The organism is Mesorhizobium sp. P171375 (assembly GCF_057786075.1).
The window spans coordinates 4419889-4443238 of record NZ_JBYNWF010000001.1 but is presented as its reverse complement, the minus strand read 5'-3'; the positions used below and the strand labels follow the sequence as shown (position 1 = coordinate 4443238).

Genomic DNA, 23350 nt, shown 5'->3' with positions numbered 1-23350 from the left:
GCTCAGCGTCCCGGCTTTTCACGCGCCAGCATAGCATCCGCCATGGCCAGTGCGTCCACGTTGATTGCGACATCGTGGACGCGAAACAGATCGGCGCCCTTGAGCCTGAGGATGACGCTGGTGGCTGCGGTACCGGCGCCGCGCTCGGCGGCCTCGCGGCCGGTGACGGTGCCGACGAAGCGTTTCCTGGACGTGCCGGCCATCAGGGGAAAGCCCAGCGCCGTCAGTTCGGAAAACCGCGCCATCAGGTCGAGGTTTTCCTCCGCCGTCTCCTTGGCGAAGCCGAAGCCGGCATCGAGCACGATATGGTCATCCTGGACGCCATTGCGCTTCGCGATTTCCAGCGATGCCTTGAGGAAGAACAACTGGTCGTCGATGACATCGGGCAGCTTTTGCCGCTCGCGCCCGGTATGCATGATGACCAGCCCGGCGCCGGTCTCCGCGGCGACGCGGGCAATGCCGGGTTCACGCTGCAGGCCCCAGACATCGTTGACGATATGCGCCCCGGCGGCAACCGCAAGGCGAGCGGTTTGCTCGCGATAGGTATCGACCGAAATCAGGGCTTCATTGGTCCCGGCGAGTGCGGCGATCACCGGCAGGATGCGGGCCTGCTCTTCCTCAGGGGTGACGGGAGAGGCGCCCGGGCGCGTGGATTCTCCGCCGATATCGATCACGACAGCCCCCTCTTCCACCATGCGGCGCGCCTGCGCCACCGCCTGGTCAGGCGTGATGAACAGTCCGCCATCGGAAAAACTGTCCGGCGTGACGTTGAGAATGCCGACCACTATGGCCCTCTCGCCAAGGTCGAGATGGCGTCCATGCGCCAGTTGCCATCGCCTTGTCGTCATTGTCCTTCAACCATGTGGCTCATCGGGCGCTTGCAATCCATCAACGATGCGTGATCGGTGGAAGATCAATTCCGTTGCGCCGGCAACGGCCGTAAAGCAAGGTGAGTGAAGAGGCAACATGATGAAGCGACCCCTGCTCTGCGCCCTGATGCTGGCTTTGACCGTTTTGCCGGCGAGCGCGGCCAATCTGGTGAAGACCTACAGCTATTTTGGCATCGGCGGCAGCACGCTCGATGCCATCGAGACGCAATTGTCGACACATGGACCCGAGGTGAAAAGCACCGGGATGCGGCATCCGGGCGCCACCCAGATGGCCTTCACCACCCGCATCAGCTACGCGCAAACCGCCGATACCTGCCGCATCGCCAAGGCCGCCGTCACCGTCAAGGTCAAGGTCATCCTTCCGCAGTGGCGCAGGCCGCGCAAGGCCGACGCCGATGTCAGGCTGTTCTGGGACACGCTGTCGGCCGACATCAAGCGCCACGAGGAGCGCCATGTCGAGATAGCCAAGAACCACGGCCGTCTCCTTGAGGACGCGCTGAACGCCAGCTACCCGCAAAAGACCTGCGCCGAGGCCAAGGCCAAGGCGGCTGAGATCACCGCGGCCGAACTCGCCAGGCACGACCAGGACCAGCTGCGCTTCGACCGCGTCGAAGGCGTCAACTTCGAAAGCCGCATCCTGCGGCTGCTGCGCTACCGCATGCAGCGCGTCGAGAACGGCCAGCTTCCGCCCGGCTGAAACACAGGACTGATACCAAGCCAACCCTGCCGAAACATGAGGCCAGCCCCAGAAAACTTTCGGGCAAAGGTCGAAATCGGCCTATACCGACCGACATATGTCAGGCTCGCAAGGCGCGAGCTTCGGAACGCGAGATCAAGACCAATTGAGTCGGCGTATAGCGGAGCGGCCATTTGGCGCCGCGCAATCGCTCGCCAAGCATTGTGGATGAACTGACATGGACCAGGCTGTCGACAAGCCGGTGATGGCGACGCCCGCCGCGCCGCTGACGGAGAGCGAAAAGAACGTCATCATCGCCGGCATCTTGCTGTCGATGCTCCTGGCGGCGCTTGACCAGACCATCGTCGCGCCGGCCATGCCGACCATCGGCCGTTCGCTCGGCCATGCCGACTATCTGCCGTGGATCGTGACCGGCTATCTCCTGACGGCGACCGCCATGGCGCCGCTCTACGGCAAGATCTCCGACGTTTATGGCCGCCGGCCGACCGTCTATGCGGCGATCCTGATCTTCCTCGCGGGATCGCTGGTCAGCGCCATGGCCCCCAACATGTTCGTGCTGGTCATCGGCCGGGCAATCCAGGGTGCCGGCGGTGGCGGCCTTTTCGCCCTGGCGCAGATCGTCATCGGCGACCTCGTGCCGCCACGCGAACGGGCGCGCTATGCCGCCTGGATTTCGGGCACATGGGCTGTCGCCAGCATCGCCGGACCGTTGCTCGGCGGCGGATTTGCCGAACATCTGCATTGGTCGCTGATCTTCTGGATCAACATCCCGCTTGGCCTGGTGGCCATGGCGATCATCAACAAGCCGCTGCGCAAACTGCCGGTCGCCGCAAAGCGGCATCGCATCGACGCCCTGGGAGCATTGCTTCTGGTGGTGGCGACGGCACTGCTGCTTTTGGCGCTCAACTGGGGCGGCAGCGCCTATCCATGGGCCTCGCGTGAAATCCTCGGCCTGCTCGCCTGTTCGGCGGCCTTCTGGGGCGCGTTTGCACTGCGGCTGATGCGGGCGGCCGAGCCGCTGATTTCGCTTGAAGTGCTGAGCAATCCGATCGTGCTTGCCGGCACGGCGTCGATGTTCCTGCTGCAGGCCGCCAATATCGGCCTGTCAGTGTACCTGCCGGTCTATCTGCAGTCGATCATCGGCCTGTCGGTCAGCCAGTCAGGCCTTGCCATGCTCGGCCTGCTGCTCGGCACGGTCGCCGGCGCGACGTTCAGCGGCCGCACGATACCGCGCTTCTTCCACTACAAGCGCATCGCCATGGTCGGCGTTCTCTTCGCCATCATCTGTCTTGGCGTGCTCAGCCTGGTCGCCGGCCGCGCCTCGCTGCTGGTGGTCGAGCTGCTGACGATCTGTATTGGGCTTGGAAGCGGCACCACTTTCCCGGTCGCCACCGTGTCGGTGCAGAACGCCGTCGACCGCGCGCATCTCGGCGTCGCCACCGGCGTGCTGACCTTCCTGCGCTCGCTGGGCAGCGCACTCGGCGTCGCCATGCTCGGCGCCGTCGCGCTCGGCTATGGCCTGCCGCTTGCCGGCGAAGGCGTGCCGGCTGCCGGACAGATCGTCTCAGCGACGCCCTTCATGATGATCTTCCTTGCCGCGGCCATCACGCTCGTGCTGGCGCTGATCACGCTGGCGCTGATGCCGGAGAAGTCGTTGCGCGGCCGCGATGAGGCCGAGGCGCCAGTCGTCCTGGTGGAGTGATCCGGCAAAAGCCCTGAACGCCTATTCCACGACGCCGAGCTTTTTCTGCAGGCTTGTCGACGACGTCGTGTACTGGAAGACGATGCGCTCGCCAGGGCTGATGATGCGCTTGGCCGCCTGCGCCATCAGCGCCACCTCGTGAAAACCCGACAGGATCAGCTTCAGCTTGCCGGGGTACCAGTTGATGTCGCCGACGGCGAAGATGCCGGGCACCGAGCTCTGGAACTTTTCGGTGTCGACCGGGATCAGGTTCTCGTGAAGGTTGAGCCCCCATTCGGCGATCGGGCCGAGCTTCATGGTCAGGCCGAAGAACGGCAGCATGCGCGTGCACGGCACCTCGATGTCGCCGTCAGGGCCGCCCTTGATGGTCGCGGACGCCAGCTGGCCGTCGGCGCCGGTCAGGCCGCTCACCTGGCCGACGCGGAACCCCAGCTGTTTCATCTCCTGCATGGCGTACATCTTGTTGACGCTGTCGGGCGCCGCGCGGAATTCCGGGCGGCGGTGGACCAGCGTCACGCTTTTTGCCACCGGCTGCAGGTTAAGCGTCCAGTCGAGCGCGGAATCGCCGCCGCCGACGATGACGAGATCGTGGCCGCGGAAATCTTCCATGCGGCGCACCGAATAGAAGACGCTCTTGCCTTCATAGGCTTCGATGCCGGGAATGGGCGGCCGCTTGGGCTGGAAAGAGCCGCCACCGGCGGCGATCACCACCACCTTGGCCTCGAACACCTCGTTCTCGTCGGTGGCGACCCGAAAGGAGCCATCCTCCAGCTTCTCCAGGCTGGAGACCATGCGGTTATAGGTGAAGTCAGGCTTGAACGGATGGATCTGCTCGATCAGCCTGTCGACCAGCCCTTGCGCCGAGATCAAGGGCCAGCCCGGAATGTCGTAGATCGGCTTTTCCGGATAGAGTTCGGCGCACTGGCCACCGGGCCGGTCGAGGATGTCGATCAGATGGCACTTCATGTCGAGGAGGCCGAGTTCGAACACGGCGAACAGGCCGACCGGCCCTGCCCCGACAATGAGTGCGTCGGTCTTGATTACATCGGTCATGCCAGGCGAGCCTCATTGCCAAAACTGGGCCAAACTGGCGCGAGACTGCATGAGCATTGGCTTGCTGCCAAGCGTCGGCGGTAAAAATCCGAAAGAAGTTGGTTCAGCCCTGGCGGGCGGGCACGCGCACGACGAGGCCGTCAAGGGCGTCGCGCACCTTGATCTGGCAGGACAGGCGCGAGTTCGGCTGGACCTCATAGGCGAAGTCCAGCATGTCTTCTTCCATCGCCTCCGGCTCGCCGACCTCGGCCGTCCAGGCTTCGTCGACATAGACATGGCAGGTTGCGCAGGCGCAGGCGCCGCCGCATTCGGCCTCGATGCCCGGCACGGCGTTGCGGATCGCATTCTCCATGACGGTCGAGCCGTTTTCGGCCTCGACATCGAAAGGAGTGCCGTCATGGGCGATGAAGGTCAGCTTGGTCATTTGTCACCTGAAGGGAGTCTCAGCCGAGATAATCACTCCGCCAGACAAGTCAACTGCGGCGCGAAAGCGCCGCTTTGTGACGTTTTTTCGGAAAGCTGGCTAAAGCGCGCCCTGGCCCGGCCGATTCATGCCGGTGGCCGCCGCCAAGCGGCAGCCATTACCGGCTGATGGCGGCGATGAAATCGCGCACTTCCTCGATCAGGACGCCGAGGCGCTTGAGGCTGCGTGCGTCTTCCGGCTGCTGTTCGATTGATGAGGCACAGTCGGCGATAGCAAAGGCGCCGACGCCGCGCGCCGAACCTTTCAGCCCATGCGCCAGGAGCAGCCTCTCCCTGACATCGGCATCGATGATCTTGTCGCGGACGGAAAGCGCCTGCTGTACGAACAGTGCCAACACCTCTTGTTCGAGGGCGCGATCGCCCATTGTCTGGCGTGCCAGATGGGCCAGATCCACCGGCCGCGAACGGGCTGGACCCGACGCATCGCCGCCCGGCATTGAGAAGGCAATGCCGCTTTCACCGCGTACCAATTTGAAACTCCTTTGTCCCGCTCGCCAAAAAAACTTAGGCGATTTCCGTCGCCAACGCGTTAATGAATGGGCTGGAAAATTGTTGCCGCAGAGGCGGCGAAATCACGTTCACGTTAACCTTATATTTAAAGTTTTACGTATCTCGCGGAATGCAGGTTTTCTTTACCCCTGTGTGTCATTACGATACGAGGGTCCATTTTCAGCCTCCTGCGTGGGATAAGACAAGCCAGAATCAGGCCAAAATCATAAAGTCCCTCGGCAGCTAGTACAGGGTAGCGAAGGCATGGCGAAGAAACCAACGACGACCAGAACTCTCGACAACGACGTAGCCAGGGAACTCGAAAAGGCACTAGACCTCGACCTTAGCGGAGACGGCAGCGGCGATCTCGATATTGCGGCGTCGATGGAAGATCTGGAAGCGCAGATTTCGCAGGCCGCGGACGAACTGGCGCGCGAAGGCCGTACCCAGAAACCCGCCCCCGCTCAAAGCGCACCCGTCCAACAGAATCAAAGCGCGACGCCGGCTGCCAAGCCCGCAGAGCTGCGCCCGGTTGAGTCGCGCAACAGCGCCCAGCCTGCCGGTTTCAAGCCGGCAAACGATGACCGCCAGAAAGACTACAAGACGTTGCTGCACAGCCTCAACCGGCGCGCGTCGAGCACGATCTATTGGGTCGTGGCGTTCGTGTCGCTGGCCTGGATTGCCGGCGCCGGCGGCCTTGCCAATCTGCTTTTTGGCCCCAGCATCTGGAAAATTCGTACATTCGACCAACTCCTGGCCCGCCCCGAACTGATCGGCCTCGCAATCGCGGCAATCATACCGGTCGTCCTGTTTTGGGCTTTCGCGGCAATGATCCGCCGCGCGCAGGAAATGCGCATCGCCGCCCAGTCGATGACGGAAGTGGCTTTCCGCCTGGCGGAGCCGGAAAACCTCGCCCAGGACCGCGTCATGATGATCGGCCAGGCCGTTCGCCGCGAGGTGGCGGCCATGGGCGAAGGCATCGAGCGCACGCTGGCGCGCGCCGTCGAACTCGAAACGCTGGTTCACAGCGAGGTCAACCAGATCGAACGCTCCTATTCGGAGAATGAATCCCGCATCCGTTCGTTGGTCGACGGGCTGGGCAGCGAACGCGAAGCCGTCGTCACCCATGCCGAGCGCGTGCGCGCCTCGATCACCGGCGCGCATGAGACGCTGAAGGACGAAATCGGCGCTGCCAGCGACATCATTCGCGACTCCATCCTCAACGCGTCGACCAAGCTGTCGATGACGATCACCAATTCCGGCGACACGCTGATCGACCGCATCAATGAAAGCTCGATGTCGATCTTCGATCAGGTGGAAGGCCGGCTCGATACGATCACCGACAGGCTGTCGACCTCGGGCGAAGCCTTCGCTTCGCTGCTCGACACCCGCATCGCCAAGCTGACGGACACCACCGACGGCTTGACCCGGTCGCTGACCGACCTGCTCGACGACCGCACCACCGGCATGGTGTCGCTGCTTGGGGGTGCTGCGCGCACCTTGAGCTCTGAATTCGAATCCAGCCTCAACGGCATCGAGCGCACGCTGGCCGAGCGTGGCCAGGCGTTGATCAGCGAATTCCAGACCCGCGCCGAAGCGCTTGACACCGGCACGCAGAAGCTCAACGCCGCGCTCGAGGCACGTGCCCGCCAGATCAACGAGACGCTGGTCGAACGCGCTCGCGAGATCGCCCACACCTTTGCCGAGAGCAAGGATCATTTGTCGGCGATGATCGATCAGGGCAAGACCCAGATCGGCGCCGACATGGCCGACATCGTTTCGTCGACCTCGTCAATGCTCGAAGCCCGCGCCAGCGACTTTGCCGGCCGCATGGAAGCGGCCCGCCACGTCGTGTCGCGCTCCTTCGACACCGACATCCAGCGCCTTGCCGACGCCCGCGTCGGCATCGAGGAAGCGGTCGAAAACCACAGCCGCAAGCTGTCCGAAAGCCGCGAGCGCATGGCAGCGGCCATGGAGGCGGATTTGGCGAAATTCGCCGAGGGCCGCGCCGGCATCGACGCAGCCGTCACCAACCAGGTGCAGAAGCTGGCCGAAGGCCGCAACCTGATTTCGCGCGCTTTGGAAGAGGATCTGCGCAAGGTCAACGAGTCGCGCGCCGCCATCGACGCGTCGGTCGGCAGCCATCTCGAGCGCCTCGAAGAAGGCCGCAACCGGCTTAATCAGGCCCTGCATGAGGACTCCGGAAAGCTCGTGCAAGCCCGTACGATCATTGATGAAATGGTCGCTGGACATGTCGGGAAACTGGCTGAAGGCCGCAACATTCTGTCGCGCGCCCTGGAAGCCGACCTCGGCAAGCTGGCCGACAGCCGCGCCTCGATTGACGGGCTGGTCGCCGGCCAGGTCGAAAAGATCGCCGAAGGCCGCGCCGTGCTCACCAAGGCGCTCGAAAACGACATTACCGGCATCAAGGGCGTGATCGAGAACCACTCGGCCAAACTGGCCGAGGACCGGACCGAACTCAGCAAGGCGCTGGAGAACGACCTGTCCAGCATCAGGGGCCTGCTCTCCGACCATTCGAACCGGCTCGCCGACGATCGTGGCCTCTTGTCCCAAACGCTCGAGGCCGACCTTGCCAAGTTGGCGGAAAGCCGGTCGAGCATCGACGGGCTGGTCGCCGGCCAGGTCGAGAAGCTGGCCGAAGGCCGTGACATTCTCAAGCGCGCGCTCGAAGCCGACATCAATACCATCAAGGGTGCCATCGCGGGTCATTCCGACAGGGTGGCGGAAGAGCGCAGCCAGCTTTCGAAGGCACTGGAAGCCGATCTGCAGAATGTGAACAGCCTAATCGCCGACCACACGAGCCGGCTTGTCCAGGATCGTTCGACACTATCCCAGGCGCTTCAGGACGATCTGCACAATGTGAGCGGCATCATGGCCGATCATCAAAACAGGCTCGTCCAGGACCGTTCGGCCCTCTCAAAGGCATTGGAAGACGACATCGCCAAGCTGGCGGAGAGCCGCTCCAGCATCGATGGGCTGGTCGCCGGACAGGTCGAGAAGCTCGCCGAGGGCCGCGACATTCTCAAGCGGGCGCTCGAAGCCGATCTCAACACGATCAGGAGCGCCATTGTCGACCAGTCGCAGAAGCTGACTGAAAACCGTGGAGAATTCGCACGGGTGCTGGAAGCCGATCTGGAAAATGTCAACAGCCTGCTCCAGGATCACAGCGACAAGCTCGCCCAGGATCGCGCGACGCTGTCGAAGGCTCTTGAGGACGACCTCGCCAAGCTGGCCGAGAGCCGGTCGAGCATCGACGGACTGGTCGCCGGCCAGGTCGAGAAGCTGGCCGAAGGCCGCGACATCCTCAAGCGCGCGCTGGAGGCCGACCTGCAGAAGCTGTCGGCAAGCCGCGGCGAGGTCGACGACATCATCGCCGGCCATGTCGGCAAGCTGGCCGAAGGCCGCAACATGCTGACACAGGCGCTGGAAGACGATCTGGCAAAGCTCGCCGACACCCGCAAGGATGTCGACCGCTCGCTGTCGGGCCATATCGACCAGATCGCCGCCAGAAGCACCGACATTTCCGCAGCTATCGCAGCCGACGTCGAGAAGATCGAGCAGGCCTTCAGCAAGCAGACCGGCATCATCGAGGAGCGCGCCGGAACCATGGAGCGCGCGCTGTCGGTGGGTGTCGACAATGTCCGCAACGTGCTCGAAAAGAGCGCCGTCTTTGTTGCCGGCGCACTTCGCGAGAAGGTGATGGAAGTCACCAGCGCCCTGCACGAACAGGCGGGTGCTGCCTTCAGCGATGCCGACCGCAAGATCGCCGAGCGCGCCGAGCAGACCTCGGCCGCCCTGCTGGCACGGGCAGAAGACATCGCTCGCACCTTCGAGGACGCCGATCGCCGACTGCACGCACGCGCCGAGGACACGACGAGCGCGCTGCTTGCCCGGCATGACGAGACTTCAAACTCGCTGCTCGCGCGCGCCGAGGAAACGGCCGAACGGCTGGCTGCCCGCGCCGGCGAAATTGCCGGCACGTTCGACGCCGCCGACCAGAAGCTTGTCGCCCGTGCGGTCGAGACGGCGCAGTCGCTCGCCGACCGCGCCGGCGACATCCTGCGCAACTTCGAGGGTGCCGACCAGCGGATGAGCATGCGCATTGGCGAATCCGCCGAAGCGTTGGCCGCCCGCGCCTCCGACCTCGGCCGCATCTTCGACGCCGCCGACCAGCAGCTGATCTCGCGCATTGCCGAGGGTTCAGACGCGTTGTCGGCCCGCGCCACCGAGATCAGCCGCATCTTCGACGAGGCCGATCACCGCCTGGTGTCGCGCATCGCCGACTCCACGTCGACGATCGGCGAACATGCCGACAACATCGTCGGTGCCTTCGCCAGCACCGAGCAGCGGGTTGCCGAACGCGCACGCCAGACCGGCGAGGAACTTGCCGTCCACGCCCGCGAAATGGAGCAGGCTCTGGCCGGCGCCGACGAGCGGCTGGCCGCGAGTGTTGCTGCCGCAACCACCCGCGTCGAGGAACAGGTCGCGAGTGTCGAAAACCGCCTCGCCTACACCACCGAGACGATGGGCCAGAAGCTCAACGAGCAGGTGTCGAGCGCCGAGGCTCAACTGATCTCGCGCGCCAACACGATTGCGGAGACCTTCACCGCTGTTGGCCAGCATATCGGCCAGAGCACCAACGACGCGGCCAAGACCATCGGCACAAACACCCGCGAGCTCAACACGATGCTGGCGGCACGTTCGGCCGAACTGTCGAAGATCCTCGACGAAACCGCACGGCCGCTGGTCGAGCGCTTCGCCCAGGGCGGCTCGGAACTGCAAAAAAGCATGGAAGAGGTCACCGAACGCGCGACCGAGAAGCTGCGCGGCGAGAACGCCGCCCTCGTCAATGCGCTCGCCAGCCGCACGGCCGAAACGCTGTCGGCCGTCGAAGGCGCGCGCTCGTCGCTCGCCGACAGTGTCGCCGATCTCATCGGCCGCATGAGCGTCTCCAGCTCGCAGCTCGGTGAGCTGATCGAGCAGGCGGCAGTCAATCTCGGCCAGGTCGACGAACGTCTCAGCGGCAGCACGCAAAGCTTCGCCGCGACCACCGAAAAAGCGGCGCAGACTTTCGCCAGCTCGGCCCGCCTGGTCGATTCGAACACGACACGGCTTACCGAACTGTCGTCTTCGACCTTGCGCGAAGTCGCCTCGATCGCCACCAAGTTCGACGAGCACAGCCGTCTGCTGTCCTCGGCTTCCGATCTGCTGAGCTCGGCGCAGAGCAATCTGGAACACACGCTGGAGAGGCAGTCGTCACTGGAAGATCTCGCCGTCGGCCTGGTCAAGAAGTCGGAAGACCTCGAAAAGGTTATGCGTTCCTTCGAGAGCCTTGTCGGCCAGACGATGCAGAATGCCGAAGGCAGGACGCTGGCATCGGCCGACAAGATCCGCATTGCCATTGCGGAAGTGGTCGATTCGGCAACCAACCGGTTTGCCGATGCGACCGAGGAGATGCGGCGCACCGCGAGCTCGATCAAGAGCGAGCTCGACCTCACCCGTGCCGAGCTCAAGAAGGGCGTCATCGAGATGCCGGAAGAGGCCAAGGAATCGACTTCGGCGATCCGCCGCGCTGTTTCCGAGCAGATCAACGCGCTCAAGGAACTTTCGGATATCGTTGCGAAATCGGGCCGCGGTGGTGGCGACAATTCCGAGCCCCGTAATTTGCGCCCGGCTCCCCAGGCGCCAGCGCAGCGCCCGGCCGAGCCTGTACGCCGCCCGCCGCCGGCACCGCAGGCCGAGCGTCCGGCTCCGCAGGCGCCGCTCGGCGGCCTGCGCGGCACGCTCGATATCGAACGTCCTGCCGAAGCACCGCGCCAGCGCGACGCCAATGCCCGCACGCCGCAAGGCGGCTGGGTGCGCGACCTCCTGACCGGGGCGTCGCGCGAGGAGGAAGTCGCCAGGCCGGCAGCCCCCGCGGAAGCACCGCGCGCGGTTCCCGCCCAGCGCTCGCCGCTGCATGTCATGGAGTCGCTCAACTCGCTGTCGGTCGATATTGCGCGGGCGATCGACCATGACGCCTCGATCGAGCTGTGGAACCGCTACCGGCGCGGCGAGCGTGACGTGTTCACACGCCGCCTCTACACACTGAAGGGCCAGCAGACTTTCGATGAAATCCGCCGCAAATATCAGGGAGAGGCGGAGTTCCGCGCCGCCGTCGACCGATACTGCGACGACTTCGAAAAGCTGCTCAAGGACGTCTCGCGCAACGACCGCGACAACATCATGGCGCAGACCTATCTGACGTCGGACACCGGCAAGGTCTACACCATGCTGGCCCACGCCAGCGGCCGGTTGCACTGATTGGTGCGACGATCAACTTAACCAAGGCGGGCCACGGCCCGCCTTTTTCGTTCAGGCCCAGGTTCGTGTCACTGCAGGAAAAGGTCACAATCTGTCGGCGCTGCCCCTCATCCGCCTGCCGGCACCTTCTCCCCGTATAGTGACGGGGAGAAGGAGGTGGCCGCGACCATGCCGCTACTTCTTGCAACGTTGAAAGTTGGCGAAGGCGGCCATGATGGCGTCTTTCTCCCCGTCACTATACGGGGAGTTGAGGAATGGTCCGCGAAGCGGACGAAAAGCCAACTGCTTGGCTTTTCGAATGACGAACGTCCGGCAGGGCAATGAGGGGCAGCGCAGACCGACGATCTTTAAGTCGATGCTTTGTCTAACTGATTGCGCGCACGATCGCTTTGAAGCCTAGGCTGGTTCAGATCACCGAATCCGTCCAGCGCACGATATCCTTCGCCGCCTCGCCGAAGGCGCTGTCGAGCGCGCTGACATAGGCTGGGTTGCCGCTGCCCGAGACCGGAGCGGATGCGGTGAAGCTTTTTGAGGCGCGCACCTCGCCGTTGCGGTCGTTCAGGATGCGCACGAAGAGGTTGACCTCGGCATGCTCGCCGCCATTGACGCGGACTTCGAAGGAGCGGATCTCGACCATCACCTGATAGTCGATCGCCAGCCCCTCGCCCGGCTTGCCGACGCCGGCAAAACTGCCGGAGCGCTGGAAGGTTTCGGCGAGCCTTGCCTGCACGATCAGCGGCAGCCGGTCGGCCCATTGCGCGCCCTTCAGATACTGGATCGAGCGGTCGGACGGCTTGATGACGATGTTCTGGCTGTCCAGCGCCTTGAGCGCGGACGGCTGGGCAATCAGGATCTGGCGGCGGCTGTGGCCATGCGCGTCGATCGACGGAGCGGAAAGCTCGAACGTATCGAGCGGCGCCGGCTTGCCTCCCAATGCCGCGCAACCAGCAAGGGTCAAACCAAGCAACACGACAGCAGATTTATACCCACCCAAGCTGAACGTCACGCGCGATCCCCGTTGTCCCCGGACCGTAAGACCAACCCGCATTCGCGGTTCAACTTCTTGCGGTGGGCGGGCACGGAAGTCAACGCCGCGCCCTGCCATCGAACTGCCGAACCTCGCCGTCGCCACCCGTCAGGATGCGCTGCGGATTGCGGCTAAGATCGGTCACCGCCTCTTCGATGCGGCTGATCGAACGCCGGCTGTCCTGGACCAGCGCTTCGACATTCGACAGGCCCTGGCCGGAGAATCGCGCCAGATTGTCGGTGATGGTGCCAAGCCGCGCGTTCAGCGTGTCGGCGACCTGCTTGAACGATTTCAGCGTGTCCCTGGCATCGGCCATCACGCCGTCGGCCTGGCCCGAACCGAGCAGCGTGTCGACCCTTTTCAGGATGCCGTCAACGCGCACCGAGGCATCGTTGAGGCGCGACGCAAGCTGTTTGGCGTCCTTGATCGTCTCGTCGATGTCGTCGGCCCGGTCGGCGAACTTGTCAGTCACCTTGGCGATGTCGGCGGCGGCCTGGTTGGCATTTTCGCTGGCCTTCTGGATGTTGGCCAGTGCTACGCGCACCTGCGCCGGATCGATGCCGTCGAGCACATTGTCCACCTTGGCCAGCGTGCCTTGCGTCCGCTTGGCGAAATCGTTGACCGAGCCGACAGCGGTATCGACGTTCCTGATCACGCCGTCGAGCTGCTTCGACGTTTCCTTAAGGTTGCCCGTCACAGTGTCCACATTGGCGACGATGCTCTTGATCTTGTCCTTGTCGACGGCATTGAGCAGGCCTTCGGCGGCCTTCAGCGTGCCGTCGAGCTTGCCGGAAACATCCTTCAACTCGTCCGACAGCGCGCTGACGGCGGTCAGGAACTTGTCGATGCCGTCGGCATTCTTGGCCAGCGCATCGGAGAATGTCTGGGCGTTCTTGACGGTCTGTGTCAGCGGCCCGCGCACATCCTTGGTGAAACCTTCGAGATCCGAAAGCACCCTATCGGCACGGCTGAAGATGTTCTGCGCCGTCTGCAAAAGATTGTTGACGGCAGAGGGGTTAGCGACGATCTCAGCGGTTCTGCCTTCCTTTTCCGCCTCTTCAAGCAGGTTCGGTTCCTTGGGGTTGGCGCCCTTCAATTCGATGTTGACCTGGCCGGCAAGGCTGGCGATGCCGATATCGGCCTGCGTCGATTTGGTAAGCGGCGTTGTCTTGTCGATCTCAGTCGTGGCAATAGCGGCATTCGGGTCATTGCGGTCGAAATAGACACGCTTGACCACACCGACCTTGACGCCGTTGAACAACACCAGACTGCCGGGGCCGAGGCCTGAGGCCGAACCCTGAATGCGCACGCGCAACTGCGCCGTCTCGCCCCGATCGCCGATCTGAGCGGTCCAATAGACGAACGCGAAGGCCGCCAGGATCGCAGCCAGGGTAAAAACGCCGACAATTACGTAGTTGGCTCTGGTTTCCATTGCCCCACTTATGGCTATGCGCGCGCCGCAAGATCAAGTTGCCGGGCGCGTTTTCCGCGGAAATAGGATTTTACCCACGGCTCCTCGCTCTTCAGCATGTCATCGATCGTGCCTTCGACCAGGATTTTCTTGTTGCCGAGCACCGCCACCCGATCGCAAGCGGTAAACAGCGTGTCGAGATCGTGTGTCACCATGTAGACCGTCAGGTCCATCGTATCGCGCAGCTTGACCACCAATTCGTCGAACTCGGACGCGCTGATCGGGTCAAGGCCGGACGTCGGCTCGTCGAGGAAGACGATGTCGGGGTCGAGCGCCAGTGCACGCGCCAGGGCGGCGCGCTTGATCATGCCGCCCGAAAGCTCCGAGGGAAATTTTTGCGCCGCGTCCGGCGGCAGGCCGACCAGTTCGATCTTGAGCAAGGCCAGCTCGTCCATCAGCTTCTTCGGCAAATCGAGATATTCACGCATCGGCACCTGCACGTTTTCCTGCACTGTGAGCGCCGAAAACAGCGCTCCATGCTGGAAAAGCACGCCAAGCCGCATGTCGATGCGCAACCGCTCGATGTCGCTGGCCTTGTCGAGGTCGAGACCAAACAGCTTGATCGTGCCAGCCTGCTTGTGCAGCAGGCCGAGAATGGTGCGCAGCAGCACCGATTTGCCGGCGCCCGAGGCGCCGACGAAACCGAGGATCTCGCCGCGCTTGATGTCGAGCGCCAGTTTGTCGAGGATCAGTTTGTCGTCCAGGGAAACCGTGATGTCACGAACGGAGAGCACGATATCGCCCTCGTCCGTTCTTTGCGCAGCCTTGATCGCCTTTGAGTTCTTCATGTCAGAACTCGATCGAGGCGTAGAAGATGGCAAAAAGGCCATCGAGGATGATGACGACGAAGATCGACTTCACCACCGAGGCGGTGACGTGCAGCCCCAGCGATTCGGCGCTGCCGCCGACTTTCATGCCTTCGACGGACGCAATGGTGCCGATGATCATGGCCATGAACGGCGCCTTGATCAGGCCGGCGAATATGGTGCTGATATCGATCGCGCCGCGCAGCCGGTCGATGAAAGCGGATGGCGCAATGCCGGAATAGAGCCAGGCAGCGATGATGCCGCCGCCAAGGGCTGCAAAATTGGCGATAATGGTGAGACAGGGCAGCGCGATCACCAGCGCCACCAGGCGCGGAAACACCAGCACGCCGATCGGATTGAGACCGATGACCTTCAGCGCGTCGACCTCCTCGCGCATCTTCATCGAGCCGATCTCGGCGGTGATGGCGCTGCCGGAGCGGCCGGCGATCATGATTGCGGTCATCAGCACGCCGAGTTCGCGCAGGATCAGCACGCCGACCAGGTCGACAACGAAGATGTTTGCGCCGAAATAGTTGAGCTGGTAGGCGCCCTGCTGGGCGACGATGGCGCCGACAATGGCCGACATCAGCACCACCACCGGTATGGCGCCGACACCCATGCGATCGATCTGGTTGAAGATCGCCGCCGGGTTGATGGCATGGCCGCGCCCGAGCTTCATCTGCGCGCCGCCGATGGTGGCGCCCAGGATGTTCATCGAGGCGAGGAAATCGTCGCGCATCTCATAGACGCGGCGGCCGACTGCTTCCAGCCCGCGGAGGATGATGTTAGGGCGCCGGATACGACCCGATTCGGGCTCGCGCCGGACGGCTTCGCCGACGGCGCCGAGCAGGATCGAGGCGACATCGCTTTGCCCCTGCATCTTGATCTCGACGCCCTTCTTCTCGAAGACGCTGACCAAGCGGTCGATCAGCCAGGCCCCGGCCGTATCTATCTTCTCGATATGAGAAAGGTCCAACGCCAGCGTCTGAAAGCCCTTGCGCTGTTCGATCTTGCGCATCTCGGCGTCGATCAGCGCCACTGTCGATGTCGTCCAAATTCCGGAGAAAGCGCAACCGAGGACGCCGCCCTCCTCGCCGACCGCGACGCGGGGCTGGTGGTCGGCCTCCTTGGCGGCGTTGCCGCTTGCGTCGCGTTTGCCGATGGTCAACATGGCGTCCTGTTTAGCCTGACGGGTCGTACCTGTCGATTTGCCGACAGGCTGATGTTGCATAGCCGGAGCAGAAAATTATGACGCGTGTCATTTCGGTTGAGGCCGAGCGTTTTCCCATCGCCGGCACCTTCACCATCTCACGCGGATCGAAGACCGAAGCCGAAGTCATCACCTGCACTATCAGCGATGGAGACAATCGCGGATGGGGCGAATGCGTCCCCTACAAGCGCTATGGCGAGACCATGGATGGCGTGCGCGACGCCATCCAGGCGATGCGCCGGCAGATAGAAGACGGCATCAGCCGGACCGCGTTGCTTGATGTGATGCCGGCGGGTGCTGCCCGCAACGCCATCGACTGCGCCTTGTGGGACCTGGAGGCGAAGATGAGCGGCATGGCGGTGGCGGACGCCATCCACGCTGGGCCTTTGTCGGCGCTGGAAACAGCCTACACGCTGTCTTTGGGCGAGCCGGAGGCGATGGCCGCGCAAGCCCGCGCCAATGCCGGGCGGCCGCTGCTCAAGGTCAAGATTGGCGGCGACAACGACATGGCCCGCATCCGCGCCGTGACCGAAGCGGCGCCCGACAGCCGCATCATCCTCGACGCCAATGAAGGCTGGACCGATGATAACATCGTCGCGAATTTCGCTTTTGCGGCCGAGCATGGCATCGCGTTGATCGAGCAACCGCTGCCGGCCGGGCGTGACGCACGCCTGCGCCACATCGCGCATCCCGTGCCGATCTGCGCAGATGAAAGCGTGCACGAGGCGAAGGACCTCGAAGCCCTTGTCGGCCTCTATGACGCCGTCAACATCAAGCTCGACAAATCCGGCGGCCTGACTGCTGCGCTTACCCTGCGCGACCGCGCTCGCGAACTGGGTTTTGAGGTGATGGTCGGCTGCATGGTCGGCACCTCGCTAGCGATGGCCCCGGCGGTGCTTTTGGCGCAAGGCGCCGAGTTCGTCGATCTCGACGGTCCGCTGCTTTTGGCGCGCGACCGGCAGCCCGGGCTCGTCTACGAGGGGTCGCTCGTCTTACCGCCTGACAGGATGCTGTGGGGCTGAACGCGCGGCGAGCCCGATCAGCGCCAGGCCGATGATGGCGATCGGGATCATCGCCAGGAAGCCGTCAACGCCGTAGCGCTCGTAAAGCGGGCCGGAAGCCAGCGTCACCGCTGCCATGAAGAAGCCGTTGAAGAAATAGGCGATGCCCTGCGCGGCGCCCGTGCGCTCTTCCGAAACGGTCTCGCCGATCATCTTCTGCAGGCCGATCAGCACCATCGCCACCGACACCGAATGCAAGGTCTGGACGCCGAAGAAGCCAATAACGCCAAGCCCGAGCGGCCAGATCAGCGGAAAGGCGATCCAGCGCACGATGGAGCCGATGCCGGCAATCAGCATCACCTTGACGACCGATACGGAGGCGAAAATACGATTGAAAAACAAAAACATGCAGACTTCGGCTACGACGCCCCAGGCCCACAGCAGGCCAATGACGGAGCCGCTGATGCCGATCGACTTCCAGTAGATGGAGACAAAGCCGTAGAGGAAGGCATGGCTGGCGGTGATGATGCCGACACCGAGGGTGAAATAGAGGAAGTACGGATTGAGAAGGCTGGGCGCCGAATGCTGGATGTCGGTGGCGGACAGCGGCGAGGCCCGGCGTGGGCGGCCAAGGCGGGGTGCCAGCAGCCCGGCGACGAGTGCGGCCGCAAGCGAGACGAAAATGATCACTGGCACGGCCTGCACACTTGTCCAGTACAGGATGAAACCGCCCGCGGCATTGGCGCAGAGATAGGAGATCGAGCCCCATTTGCGCATGGCGGTGTAGTTGGAGCCGAAGCGGCGCACGCCCGACAGCGCCAATGAATCGGCAATTGGCGAATGCGGCGTCCACACCACCGTCAGCGCAAGCGAAACGGCCAGCACCATGGCGTAGGTCGGCTTAAGGAAATAGCCAGCGGAGAGCACCATGGTCGCGGCCACCAGCGCGATATAGACATCGGCCCTGTCCTTCGCGCGGTCGGCAAGCGCGGTGAGCAGCGGCGTCGTCACGACGCGCAAAAACATCGGCGCCGCCAGGATGATGGCGATCTGCTCGGCATGAAAACCCTGAGCCTGCAGCCAGAGCGGGAAATACGGCAGATGCGTTCCCAGCGACACGAAGAGTGTCGCGAAGATCAGGCTCATGCGCAGTTCGAAATGGCGCGGCTTGACGAGTTGTTCGGGAGACAGTGGCGGCAGCGACATGAATCGATCCAATTACGCTGCACAAAGGGCTGCAACGCAGATCGATCCCTTAACATGAGGCAATGCGAGTCGAAACTGCCTGGACTAACCGATTAACAGGGGTTCACGCCGCTTCGACGACCCTGTCGTCGATCAGCATCGGGATGAAGGGCTCGTCCGGCGCTTCGGGCAGGATTTTCGCCCAGTTGATGATCTCCATCCGGCCATCGAAATGCTCGACCACAGCCGTGCAGCTCTCCACCCAGTCGCCGGTGTTGATGTACTGCACATCGCCGTAATTCTCGATTACGGCATGATGGATGTGACCGCAGATGACGCCGTCGACATGCGAGCGGCGCGCCTCGTCGGAGAGCACGGTCTGGAACGAGCCGATGAAATTGACCGCCCTCTTGACCCTTCCCTTTGCCCAGGACGAGAACGACCAGTAGGGAAGGCCGAGCAGATGGCGAAGCTTGGTCACCACGCGATTGACCATCATGGCCGCGTCATAGGCGTAGTCGCCGAGATAGGCCAGCCAGCGCTGATTGTGGACGACGGTGTCGAACTGGTCGCCATGGATGACCAGCAGACGCCGGCCGTCGGCGGTTTCGTGGATGGCGCGGTCGGCAACGACGATGCCGCCGAAATGCACGCCCTGGAATTGGCGCGCGAACTCGTCGTGATTGCCGGCGATGTAAGTGATCGAGGTGCCCTTGCGCGCCTTGCGCAGCAGTTTCTGGATAACGTCATTGTGGCTTTGCGGCCAATGCCAGCTGCGCCGCAGCCTCCAGCCGTCGACGATGTCGCCGACGAGATAGATGATATCGGCGTCGTGATACCGCAGGAAATCGATCAGGAACTCGGCCTTGGCCGCCTTCGATCCGAGATGCAGGTCGGAAATGAACATACTGCGGAAAGTGCGGGTTTCTGTGCTGGACATCAGATCGTTACCGTTGCTTTCGCGCAGGCTATGCCCCGATTCATGCAACAACCGTATGACGGTTGCGATTGGGCCAGCCAAAGTACTAGCCTGCCGCGCCAATCAACGGAGAAATCGGCATGGATCTCGGTATCAGGGGCAAGAAGGCCATTGTCTGCGCATCGAGCAAGGGGCTTGGCCGTGGCTGCGCCATGGCGCTGGCCGAGGCCGGTTGCGATCTCGTCGTCAACGGCCGCAATGCCGAACAACTGGCCAGGACCGCGGCCGAGCTGCGCGAAAGATTCGGGGTCAAGGTGACCGAAATCGTCGGCGACGTGTCGAAGCCGGAGGTGCAGAAGGCGTTGCTTGCCGCCTGCCCCAACCCGGACATCCTGGTCAACAACAATGGCGGTCCGCCGCGTCGCGATTTCCGCGAACTCGACCGCGAGAAGATCCTCGAAGGCGTCACCCAGAACATGGTGACACCGGTCGAACTGGTCCAGGCAGTCATCGACGGAATGGCAGCGCGTGGCTTCGGCCGCGTCGTCAACATCACCTCGCTGTCGGTCTATGTGCCGATCCCCGGCCTTGATCTGTCGTCCGGCGCGCGCGCCGGTCTGACCTCGTTCCTTGCCGGCGTGGCGAGGACGGTGGTCGACCGCAACGTGACGATCAACAATTTGCTGCCGGGCAAGCACGACACCGACCGGCTGCGTGACCCGCACGAAGCCGGCACGACGGAAGACCCGGCCGCTGCCGCGGCGCGCAAGACCCGCATCAGCGCCGACGTCCCGGCCAAGCGGCTCGGCACGCCGGAAGAGTTCGGCCAGATCTGCGCCTTCCTGTGCTCGGTTCATGCCGGCTATCTCACCGGCCAGAACATCCCGGTCGATGGCGGCCTCTATGTCAGCGCCTTTTGATCGACGCGCCTGCGAAACAGCAGGAGTCATTCGCGATGAAATCGGCATAAGCATCTGATGCAACGGGACTTTCGACGCGCCGCGGCAGAAAGCTGACGACGCGTCATTTAGCGTCGCGACAAACCTTGGCCGCATGCTAAAAGACTCGTCAAAGCAGTTTCGAGGGAGCGGCCGCATGGAAGGCGAGAACAAGAAAACGGCACGTTCGGACCTCGACGAAGCCGCCCTCTACTTCCACAAGCATCCAAGACCGGGAAAGCTCGAAATCCAGGCAACCAAGCCGCTCGGCAACCAGCGCGACCTGGCGCTGGCCTATTCACCGGGTGTCGCCGCGCCCTGCCTTGAAATCCGCGACAATCCGGCGACCGCCGCCGACTATACGGCGCGCGCCAATCTGGTCGGCGTTGTCTCCAACGGCTCGGCCGTGCTCGGCCTCGGCAATATCGGCCCGCTGGCCTCCAAGCCGGTAATGGAAGGCAAGGCGGTGCTGTTCAAGAAATTCGCCGGGATCGACGTCTTCGACATCGAGATCGACGCGCCCGGCATCGAGCGCATGGTCGAGACGATCTCGGCGCTGGAACCGACCTTCGGCGGCATCAACCTCGAGGACATCAAGGCGCCGGAATGTTTTGAGGTCGAGGCGCAGCTGAAGGCCCGCATGGGCATACCGGTGTTCCACGACGACCAGCATGGCACCGCCATCATCGTCGCCGCCGCCGTGCTCAACGGGCTGGAGTTCGCCGGCAAGACCATTTCGGACATCAAGATCGTCACCTCCGGCGCGGGTGCTGCGGCGCTCGCCTGCCTCAACCTTCTGGTCTCGCTCGGCGCCAAGGTCGAAAACATCTGGGTCACCGACCGTTTCGGCGTCGCCTACAAGGGCCGCACCGACGAGATGGACCGCTGGAAAGACCCCTATGTGAAGGATACCGAGGCGCGCACGCTGGCGGACGTGATCCCGGGCGCTGACGTCTTCCTCGGCCTGTCGGCCGCCGGCGTGCTGAAGCCGGAACTGCTTGCACATATGGCGCCGAAGCCGCTGATCCTGGCGCTGGCCAACCCCAATCCCGAGATCATGCCGGAGGCGGCGCGCGCGGCCCGGCCGGACGCGATGATCTGCACCGGCCGCTCCGATTTTCCCAATCAGGTCAACAACGTACTGTGCTTTCCTTACATCTTCCGCGGCGCGCTGGACTGCGGCGCCAGCGCCATCAACGAGGAGATGAAAATGGCAGCGGTCAGGGCGATCGCCGCGCTTGCCCGCGAAGAGCCGTCCGACGTTGCGGCGCGCGCCTACTCCGGCGAGACGCCGATCTTCGGGCCGGATTTCCTGATCCCCTCGCCCTTCGACCCGCGCCTGATCCTGCGCATCGCGCCGGCAGTGGCAAAAGCCGCCTGCGATACCGGCGTCGCGACAAGGCCGATCACCGACTTCGCCGCCTATATCGACCAGCTCAACCGCTTCGTCTTCCGCTCCGGCTTGGTGATGAAGCCGGTGTTTTCCTCGGCCAAGGCGTCGACCGCCAAGCGCGTCATCTACGCCGATGGCGAAGATGAGCGCGTGCTTCGTGCAGCCCAGGTGGTGCTGGAGGAAGGCATCGCCGAACCGATCCTGATCGGCCGCCCGCATGTCATCGAGGTCAGGCTGAAGCGCTATGGCCTGCGCATCAAGCCGGGCGTCGATTTCGGCCTGATCAACCCGGAGGACGATCCGCGCTACCGCCACTATGTCGATCTTTTGATCGAACTTGCCGGCCGCCGCGGGGTGACGACGGAGGCCGCGCGCACCATGGTGCGCACCGACAATACGGTGATCGCGGCACTGGCGCTGAAGCGCGGCGATGCCGATGCCATGGTCTGCGGTCTCGAAGGCCGTTTCGAGCGGCATCTGCGCAATGTGACGCTGGTCATCGGCGCGCGCCCCGGCGTCAAGGACCGCGATCTGTCGACGCTGTCGATGCTGATCTCGCAGCGCGGCATCATCTTCCTGACCGACACCCATGTCTCGGTCGACCCGACGGCGGAAGAGATCGCCGAAATGACCATTCTGGCGGCGGAGGAAATCCAGCGCTTCGGCATCGAGCCCAAGGCAGCGCTGTTGTCGCATTCGGATTTCGGCTCGCGCGATTCACCCAGCGCGCTGAAGATGCGGCAGGCGGCGGCAATCCTGGCGCGCGTTGCGCCCGACCTGCAATGCGACGGCGAAATGCATGCCGACACCGCTCTGTCGGAGCATCTGCGCCAGCGCGTCTATCCGCATTCGCGTCTGAAAGGCGAGGCCAATCTGCTGGTGTTCCCAAACCTCGATTCCGCCAACATCACGCTCAGCGCGCTGAGGACGATGATGGATGCGCTGCATGTCGGCCCAATCCTGCTCGGCACCGACAAGCCGGCGCATATTCTGACGCCGTCGGTGACCTCGCGCGGCGTCGTCAACATGACGGCGCTGGCGGTGGTCGAGGCGGCGCACAAGGCGCAGGCGGTGGTTGATTTCAGCTGAGCCCCTCAGGCAGGCGCAAAGCGGTAATGCCCGGTCTGCCTGAAGGCGAACAGCGTGTCCTCCTGCCGGGCGCCCGCTCCGATATTGTGGATGACCATCGGCCTTTCCGGCACGTCCGCAGAACGGTCGGATGAGACAATGACGATGTGCGGCAGGTTGCCGGGCAGCATCTGGGTGACGAGATCGCCCGGTTGAAAGTCGTCAAGGTCCTCGCTGGCGGGCAAGGAAACGCCCCTGCGCGCGAAAAAGGCGGCAAGGTTGCCGACCCGGCGGTGGTCGATGTTGCGGTCGGTCGCTTTCAGGCCCCAGGTTTTGGGATAGGCAGAGAAATTTGCGGCCATATCCTCGTGCACCAATTTCTGCAGGTCGAGCCCGAAGGCGCGGCGATAGGCGCGCACGATGACATCGGTGCACACGCCCCGATCCGGCGCGACATCGCCGCCGGGATAGTCGAGGCGGACATAGGTCGGGTCGTAGAAGGTGGTGACGCCGATCTGCTTGCGCGCGGCTTCGACCAATCTGCTGCGCCAGTCCGGCGCGGCCGATGCCTCCTGCACCAAGGCGGGCGCCGCCATGCACAACAGACCGAACTGCAGTGCGGTTCGACGGCTAATCGCGGTCATGCCAGGTCCCCGGGCAGTGCTTGATTGAAGCCTATTTTCCGGTCGATTGC

The 23350-nt window shown here is 63.5% G+C and carries 17 protein-coding genes; 6 read left to right on the top strand and 11 right to left on the bottom strand.

Features of this window, described 5'->3' with window-relative positions; genetic code table 11:
* Nucleotides 1-2: 2 nt before the first annotated feature.
* The gene (folP, locus tag ACYHH6_RS21410; RefSeq protein WP_352586783.1) at nucleotides 3-848 is read right to left on the bottom strand and encodes a dihydropteroate synthase; all 846 of its coding nucleotides are present in this window, start codon (nucleotides 846-848) and stop codon (nucleotides 3-5) included.
* 118 nt (nucleotides 849-966) lie between these two features.
* On the opposite strand from folP, the gene ACYHH6_RS21405 reads away from it, so the two are divergent.
* On the top strand, nucleotides 967-1587 hold the full coding sequence (locus ACYHH6_RS21405; protein ID WP_352586781.1) for a DUF922 domain-containing Zn-dependent protease: 621 nt from the start codon (nucleotides 967-969) through the stop codon (nucleotides 1585-1587).
* 217 nt (nucleotides 1588-1804) lie between these two features.
* On the top strand, nucleotides 1805-3289 hold the full coding sequence (locus ACYHH6_RS21400; protein ID WP_352586779.1) for an MDR family MFS transporter: 1485 nt from the start codon (nucleotides 1805-1807) through the stop codon (nucleotides 3287-3289).
* A 21-nt stretch (nucleotides 3290-3310) separates the two neighbouring features.
* Here the strand turns inward: ACYHH6_RS21400 and ACYHH6_RS21395 are convergent, their stop codons facing one another.
* From ACYHH6_RS21395 to ACYHH6_RS21385, 3 genes are all read right to left on the bottom strand, one after another.
* Nucleotides 3311-4342: an NAD(P)/FAD-dependent oxidoreductase gene (locus ACYHH6_RS21395; RefSeq protein ID WP_352586777.1), complete on the bottom strand. Its 1032-nt coding sequence runs from the start codon at nucleotides 4340-4342 to the stop codon at nucleotides 3311-3313.
* A 103-nt stretch (nucleotides 4343-4445) separates the two neighbouring features.
* Nucleotides 4446-4766, bottom strand: coding sequence for a 2Fe-2S iron-sulfur cluster-binding protein (locus ACYHH6_RS21390; RefSeq protein WP_352586776.1), 321 nt, complete (start codon nucleotides 4764-4766; stop codon nucleotides 4446-4448).
* A 157-nt stretch (nucleotides 4767-4923) separates the two neighbouring features.
* The gene (locus ACYHH6_RS21385; RefSeq protein WP_352561797.1) at nucleotides 4924-5262 is read right to left on the bottom strand and encodes an Hpt domain-containing protein; all 339 of its coding nucleotides are present in this window, start codon (nucleotides 5260-5262) and stop codon (nucleotides 4924-4926) included.
* 316 nt (nucleotides 5263-5578) lie between these two features.
* On the opposite strand from ACYHH6_RS21385, the gene ACYHH6_RS21380 reads away from it, so the two are divergent.
* Nucleotides 5579-11638, top strand: a complete 6060-nt coding sequence (locus ACYHH6_RS21380) for an apolipoprotein A-IV repeat region-like domain-containing protein (RefSeq protein WP_352586774.1) — start codon at nucleotides 5579-5581, stop codon at nucleotides 11636-11638.
* A gap of 406 nt (nucleotides 11639-12044) precedes the next feature.
* Here the strand turns inward: ACYHH6_RS21380 and ACYHH6_RS21375 are convergent, their stop codons facing one another.
* Genes ACYHH6_RS21375 through ACYHH6_RS21360 form a run of 4 tightly spaced genes read right to left on the bottom strand, consistent with a single transcriptional unit; the run spans nucleotide 12045 to nucleotide 16113 of the window.
* Nucleotides 12045-12686 (bottom strand): ABC-type transport auxiliary lipoprotein family protein, encoded by a 642-nt coding sequence (locus ACYHH6_RS21375; RefSeq protein WP_434221233.1) that lies wholly within the window; start codon nucleotides 12684-12686, stop codon nucleotides 12045-12047.
* Nucleotides 12687-12723: 37 nt separating this feature from the next.
* Nucleotides 12724-14097 carry an MlaD family protein gene (locus ACYHH6_RS21370; RefSeq protein WP_352586773.1) on the bottom strand — a complete coding sequence of 458 codons (1374 nt, stop codon included), beginning with the start codon at nucleotides 14095-14097 and terminating at the stop codon, nucleotides 12724-12726.
* A gap of 14 nt (nucleotides 14098-14111) precedes the next feature.
* A complete protein-coding gene (locus tag ACYHH6_RS21365) occupies nucleotides 14112-14924 on the bottom strand; it encodes an ABC transporter ATP-binding protein (protein WP_352586771.1) in 813 nt (270 codons plus the stop codon).
* Nucleotide 14925: 1 nt separating this feature from the next.
* Nucleotides 14926-16113, bottom strand: a complete 1188-nt coding sequence (locus ACYHH6_RS21360) for an MlaE family ABC transporter permease (RefSeq protein ID WP_352586769.1) — start codon at nucleotides 16111-16113, stop codon at nucleotides 14926-14928.
* Nucleotides 16114-16190: 77 nt separating this feature from the next.
* Here ACYHH6_RS21360 and dgcA point away from each other — a divergent pair, with 77 nt between their 5' ends.
* Entirely contained in the window at nucleotides 16191-17174 is a 984-nt protein-coding gene (gene dgcA / locus ACYHH6_RS21355) for an N-acetyl-D-Glu racemase DgcA (protein ID WP_352586767.1), read from the top strand.
* On the opposite strand, the gene ACYHH6_RS21350 is transcribed toward dgcA, so the two are convergent.
* Entirely contained in the window at nucleotides 17145-18359 is a 1215-nt protein-coding gene (locus ACYHH6_RS21350; RefSeq protein WP_203279326.1) for an MFS transporter, read from the bottom strand. The genes dgcA and ACYHH6_RS21350 overlap by 30 nt on opposite strands.
* A 103-nt stretch (nucleotides 18360-18462) precedes the next feature.
* Entirely contained in the window at nucleotides 18463-19278 is an 816-nt protein-coding gene (locus ACYHH6_RS21345) for a UDP-2,3-diacylglucosamine diphosphatase (protein WP_435053342.1), read from the bottom strand.
* Nucleotides 19279-19397: 119 nt separating this feature from the next.
* Between ACYHH6_RS21345 and ACYHH6_RS21340 the strand changes: the two genes are divergently transcribed.
* Together ACYHH6_RS21340 and ACYHH6_RS21335 are read left to right on the top strand one after the other, a co-directional pair.
* Nucleotides 19398-20177 carry an SDR family oxidoreductase gene (locus ACYHH6_RS21340; protein WP_352586765.1) on the top strand — a complete coding sequence of 260 codons (780 nt, stop codon included), beginning with the start codon at nucleotides 19398-19400 and terminating at the stop codon, nucleotides 20175-20177.
* Nucleotides 20178-20352: 175 nt separating this feature from the next.
* Nucleotides 20353-22677, top strand: a complete 2325-nt coding sequence (locus tag ACYHH6_RS21335; RefSeq protein ID WP_352586763.1) for an NADP-dependent malic enzyme — start codon at nucleotides 20353-20355, stop codon at nucleotides 22675-22677.
* A gap of 5 nt (nucleotides 22678-22682) precedes the next feature.
* On the opposite strand, the gene ACYHH6_RS21330 is transcribed toward ACYHH6_RS21335, so the two are convergent.
* Nucleotides 22683-23300 (bottom strand): DUF1287 domain-containing protein, encoded by a 618-nt coding sequence (locus tag ACYHH6_RS21330; RefSeq protein ID WP_352586761.1) that lies wholly within the window; start codon nucleotides 23298-23300, stop codon nucleotides 22683-22685.
* Nucleotides 23301-23350 lie beyond the last annotated feature (50 nt).

Bases quoted from the DNA above. Each gene is read 5' to 3' on its own strand.
- folP (WP_352586783.1), bottom strand. From the start codon at position 848: ATGACGACAAGGCGATGGCAACTGGCGCATGGACGCCATCTCGACCTT.
- ACYHH6_RS21405 (WP_352586781.1), top strand. From the start codon at position 967: ATGATGAAGCGACCCCTGCTCTGCGCCCTGATGCTGGCTTTGACCGTT.
- ACYHH6_RS21400 (WP_352586779.1), top strand. From the start codon at position 1,805: ATGGACCAGGCTGTCGACAAGCCGGTGATGGCGACGCCCGCCGCGCCG.
- ACYHH6_RS21395 (WP_352586777.1), bottom strand. From the start codon at position 4,342: ATGACCGATGTAATCAAGACCGACGCACTCATTGTCGGGGCAGGGCCG.
- ACYHH6_RS21390 (WP_352586776.1), bottom strand. From the start codon at position 4,766: ATGACCAAGCTGACCTTCATCGCCCATGACGGCACTCCTTTCGATGTC.
- ACYHH6_RS21385 (WP_352561797.1), bottom strand. From the start codon at position 5,262: ATGCCGGGCGGCGATGCGTCGGGTCCAGCCCGTTCGCGGCCGGTGGAT.
- ACYHH6_RS21380 (WP_352586774.1), top strand. From the start codon at position 5,579: ATGGCGAAGAAACCAACGACGACCAGAACTCTCGACAACGACGTAGCC.
- ACYHH6_RS21375 (WP_434221233.1), bottom strand. From the start codon at position 12,686: ATGCGGGTTGGTCTTACGGTCCGGGGACAACGGGGATCGCGCGTGACG.
- ACYHH6_RS21370 (WP_352586773.1), bottom strand. From the start codon at position 14,097: ATGGAAACCAGAGCCAACTACGTAATTGTCGGCGTTTTTACCCTGGCT.
- ACYHH6_RS21365 (WP_352586771.1), bottom strand. From the start codon at position 14,924: ATGAAGAACTCAAAGGCGATCAAGGCTGCGCAAAGAACGGACGAGGGC.
- ACYHH6_RS21360 (WP_352586769.1), bottom strand. From the start codon at position 16,113: ATGTTGACCATCGGCAAACGCGACGCAAGCGGCAACGCCGCCAAGGAG.
- dgcA (WP_352586767.1), top strand. From the start codon at position 16,191: ATGACGCGTGTCATTTCGGTTGAGGCCGAGCGTTTTCCCATCGCCGGC.
- ACYHH6_RS21350 (WP_203279326.1), bottom strand. From the start codon at position 18,359: ATGTCGCTGCCGCCACTGTCTCCCGAACAACTCGTCAAGCCGCGCCAT.
- ACYHH6_RS21345 (WP_435053342.1), bottom strand. From the start codon at position 19,278: ATGTCCAGCACAGAAACCCGCACTTTCCGCAGTATGTTCATTTCCGAC.
- ACYHH6_RS21340 (WP_352586765.1), top strand. From the start codon at position 19,398: ATGGATCTCGGTATCAGGGGCAAGAAGGCCATTGTCTGCGCATCGAGC.
- ACYHH6_RS21335 (WP_352586763.1), top strand. From the start codon at position 20,353: ATGGAAGGCGAGAACAAGAAAACGGCACGTTCGGACCTCGACGAAGCC.
- ACYHH6_RS21330 (WP_352586761.1), bottom strand. From the start codon at position 23,300: ATGACCGCGATTAGCCGTCGAACCGCACTGCAGTTCGGTCTGTTGTGC.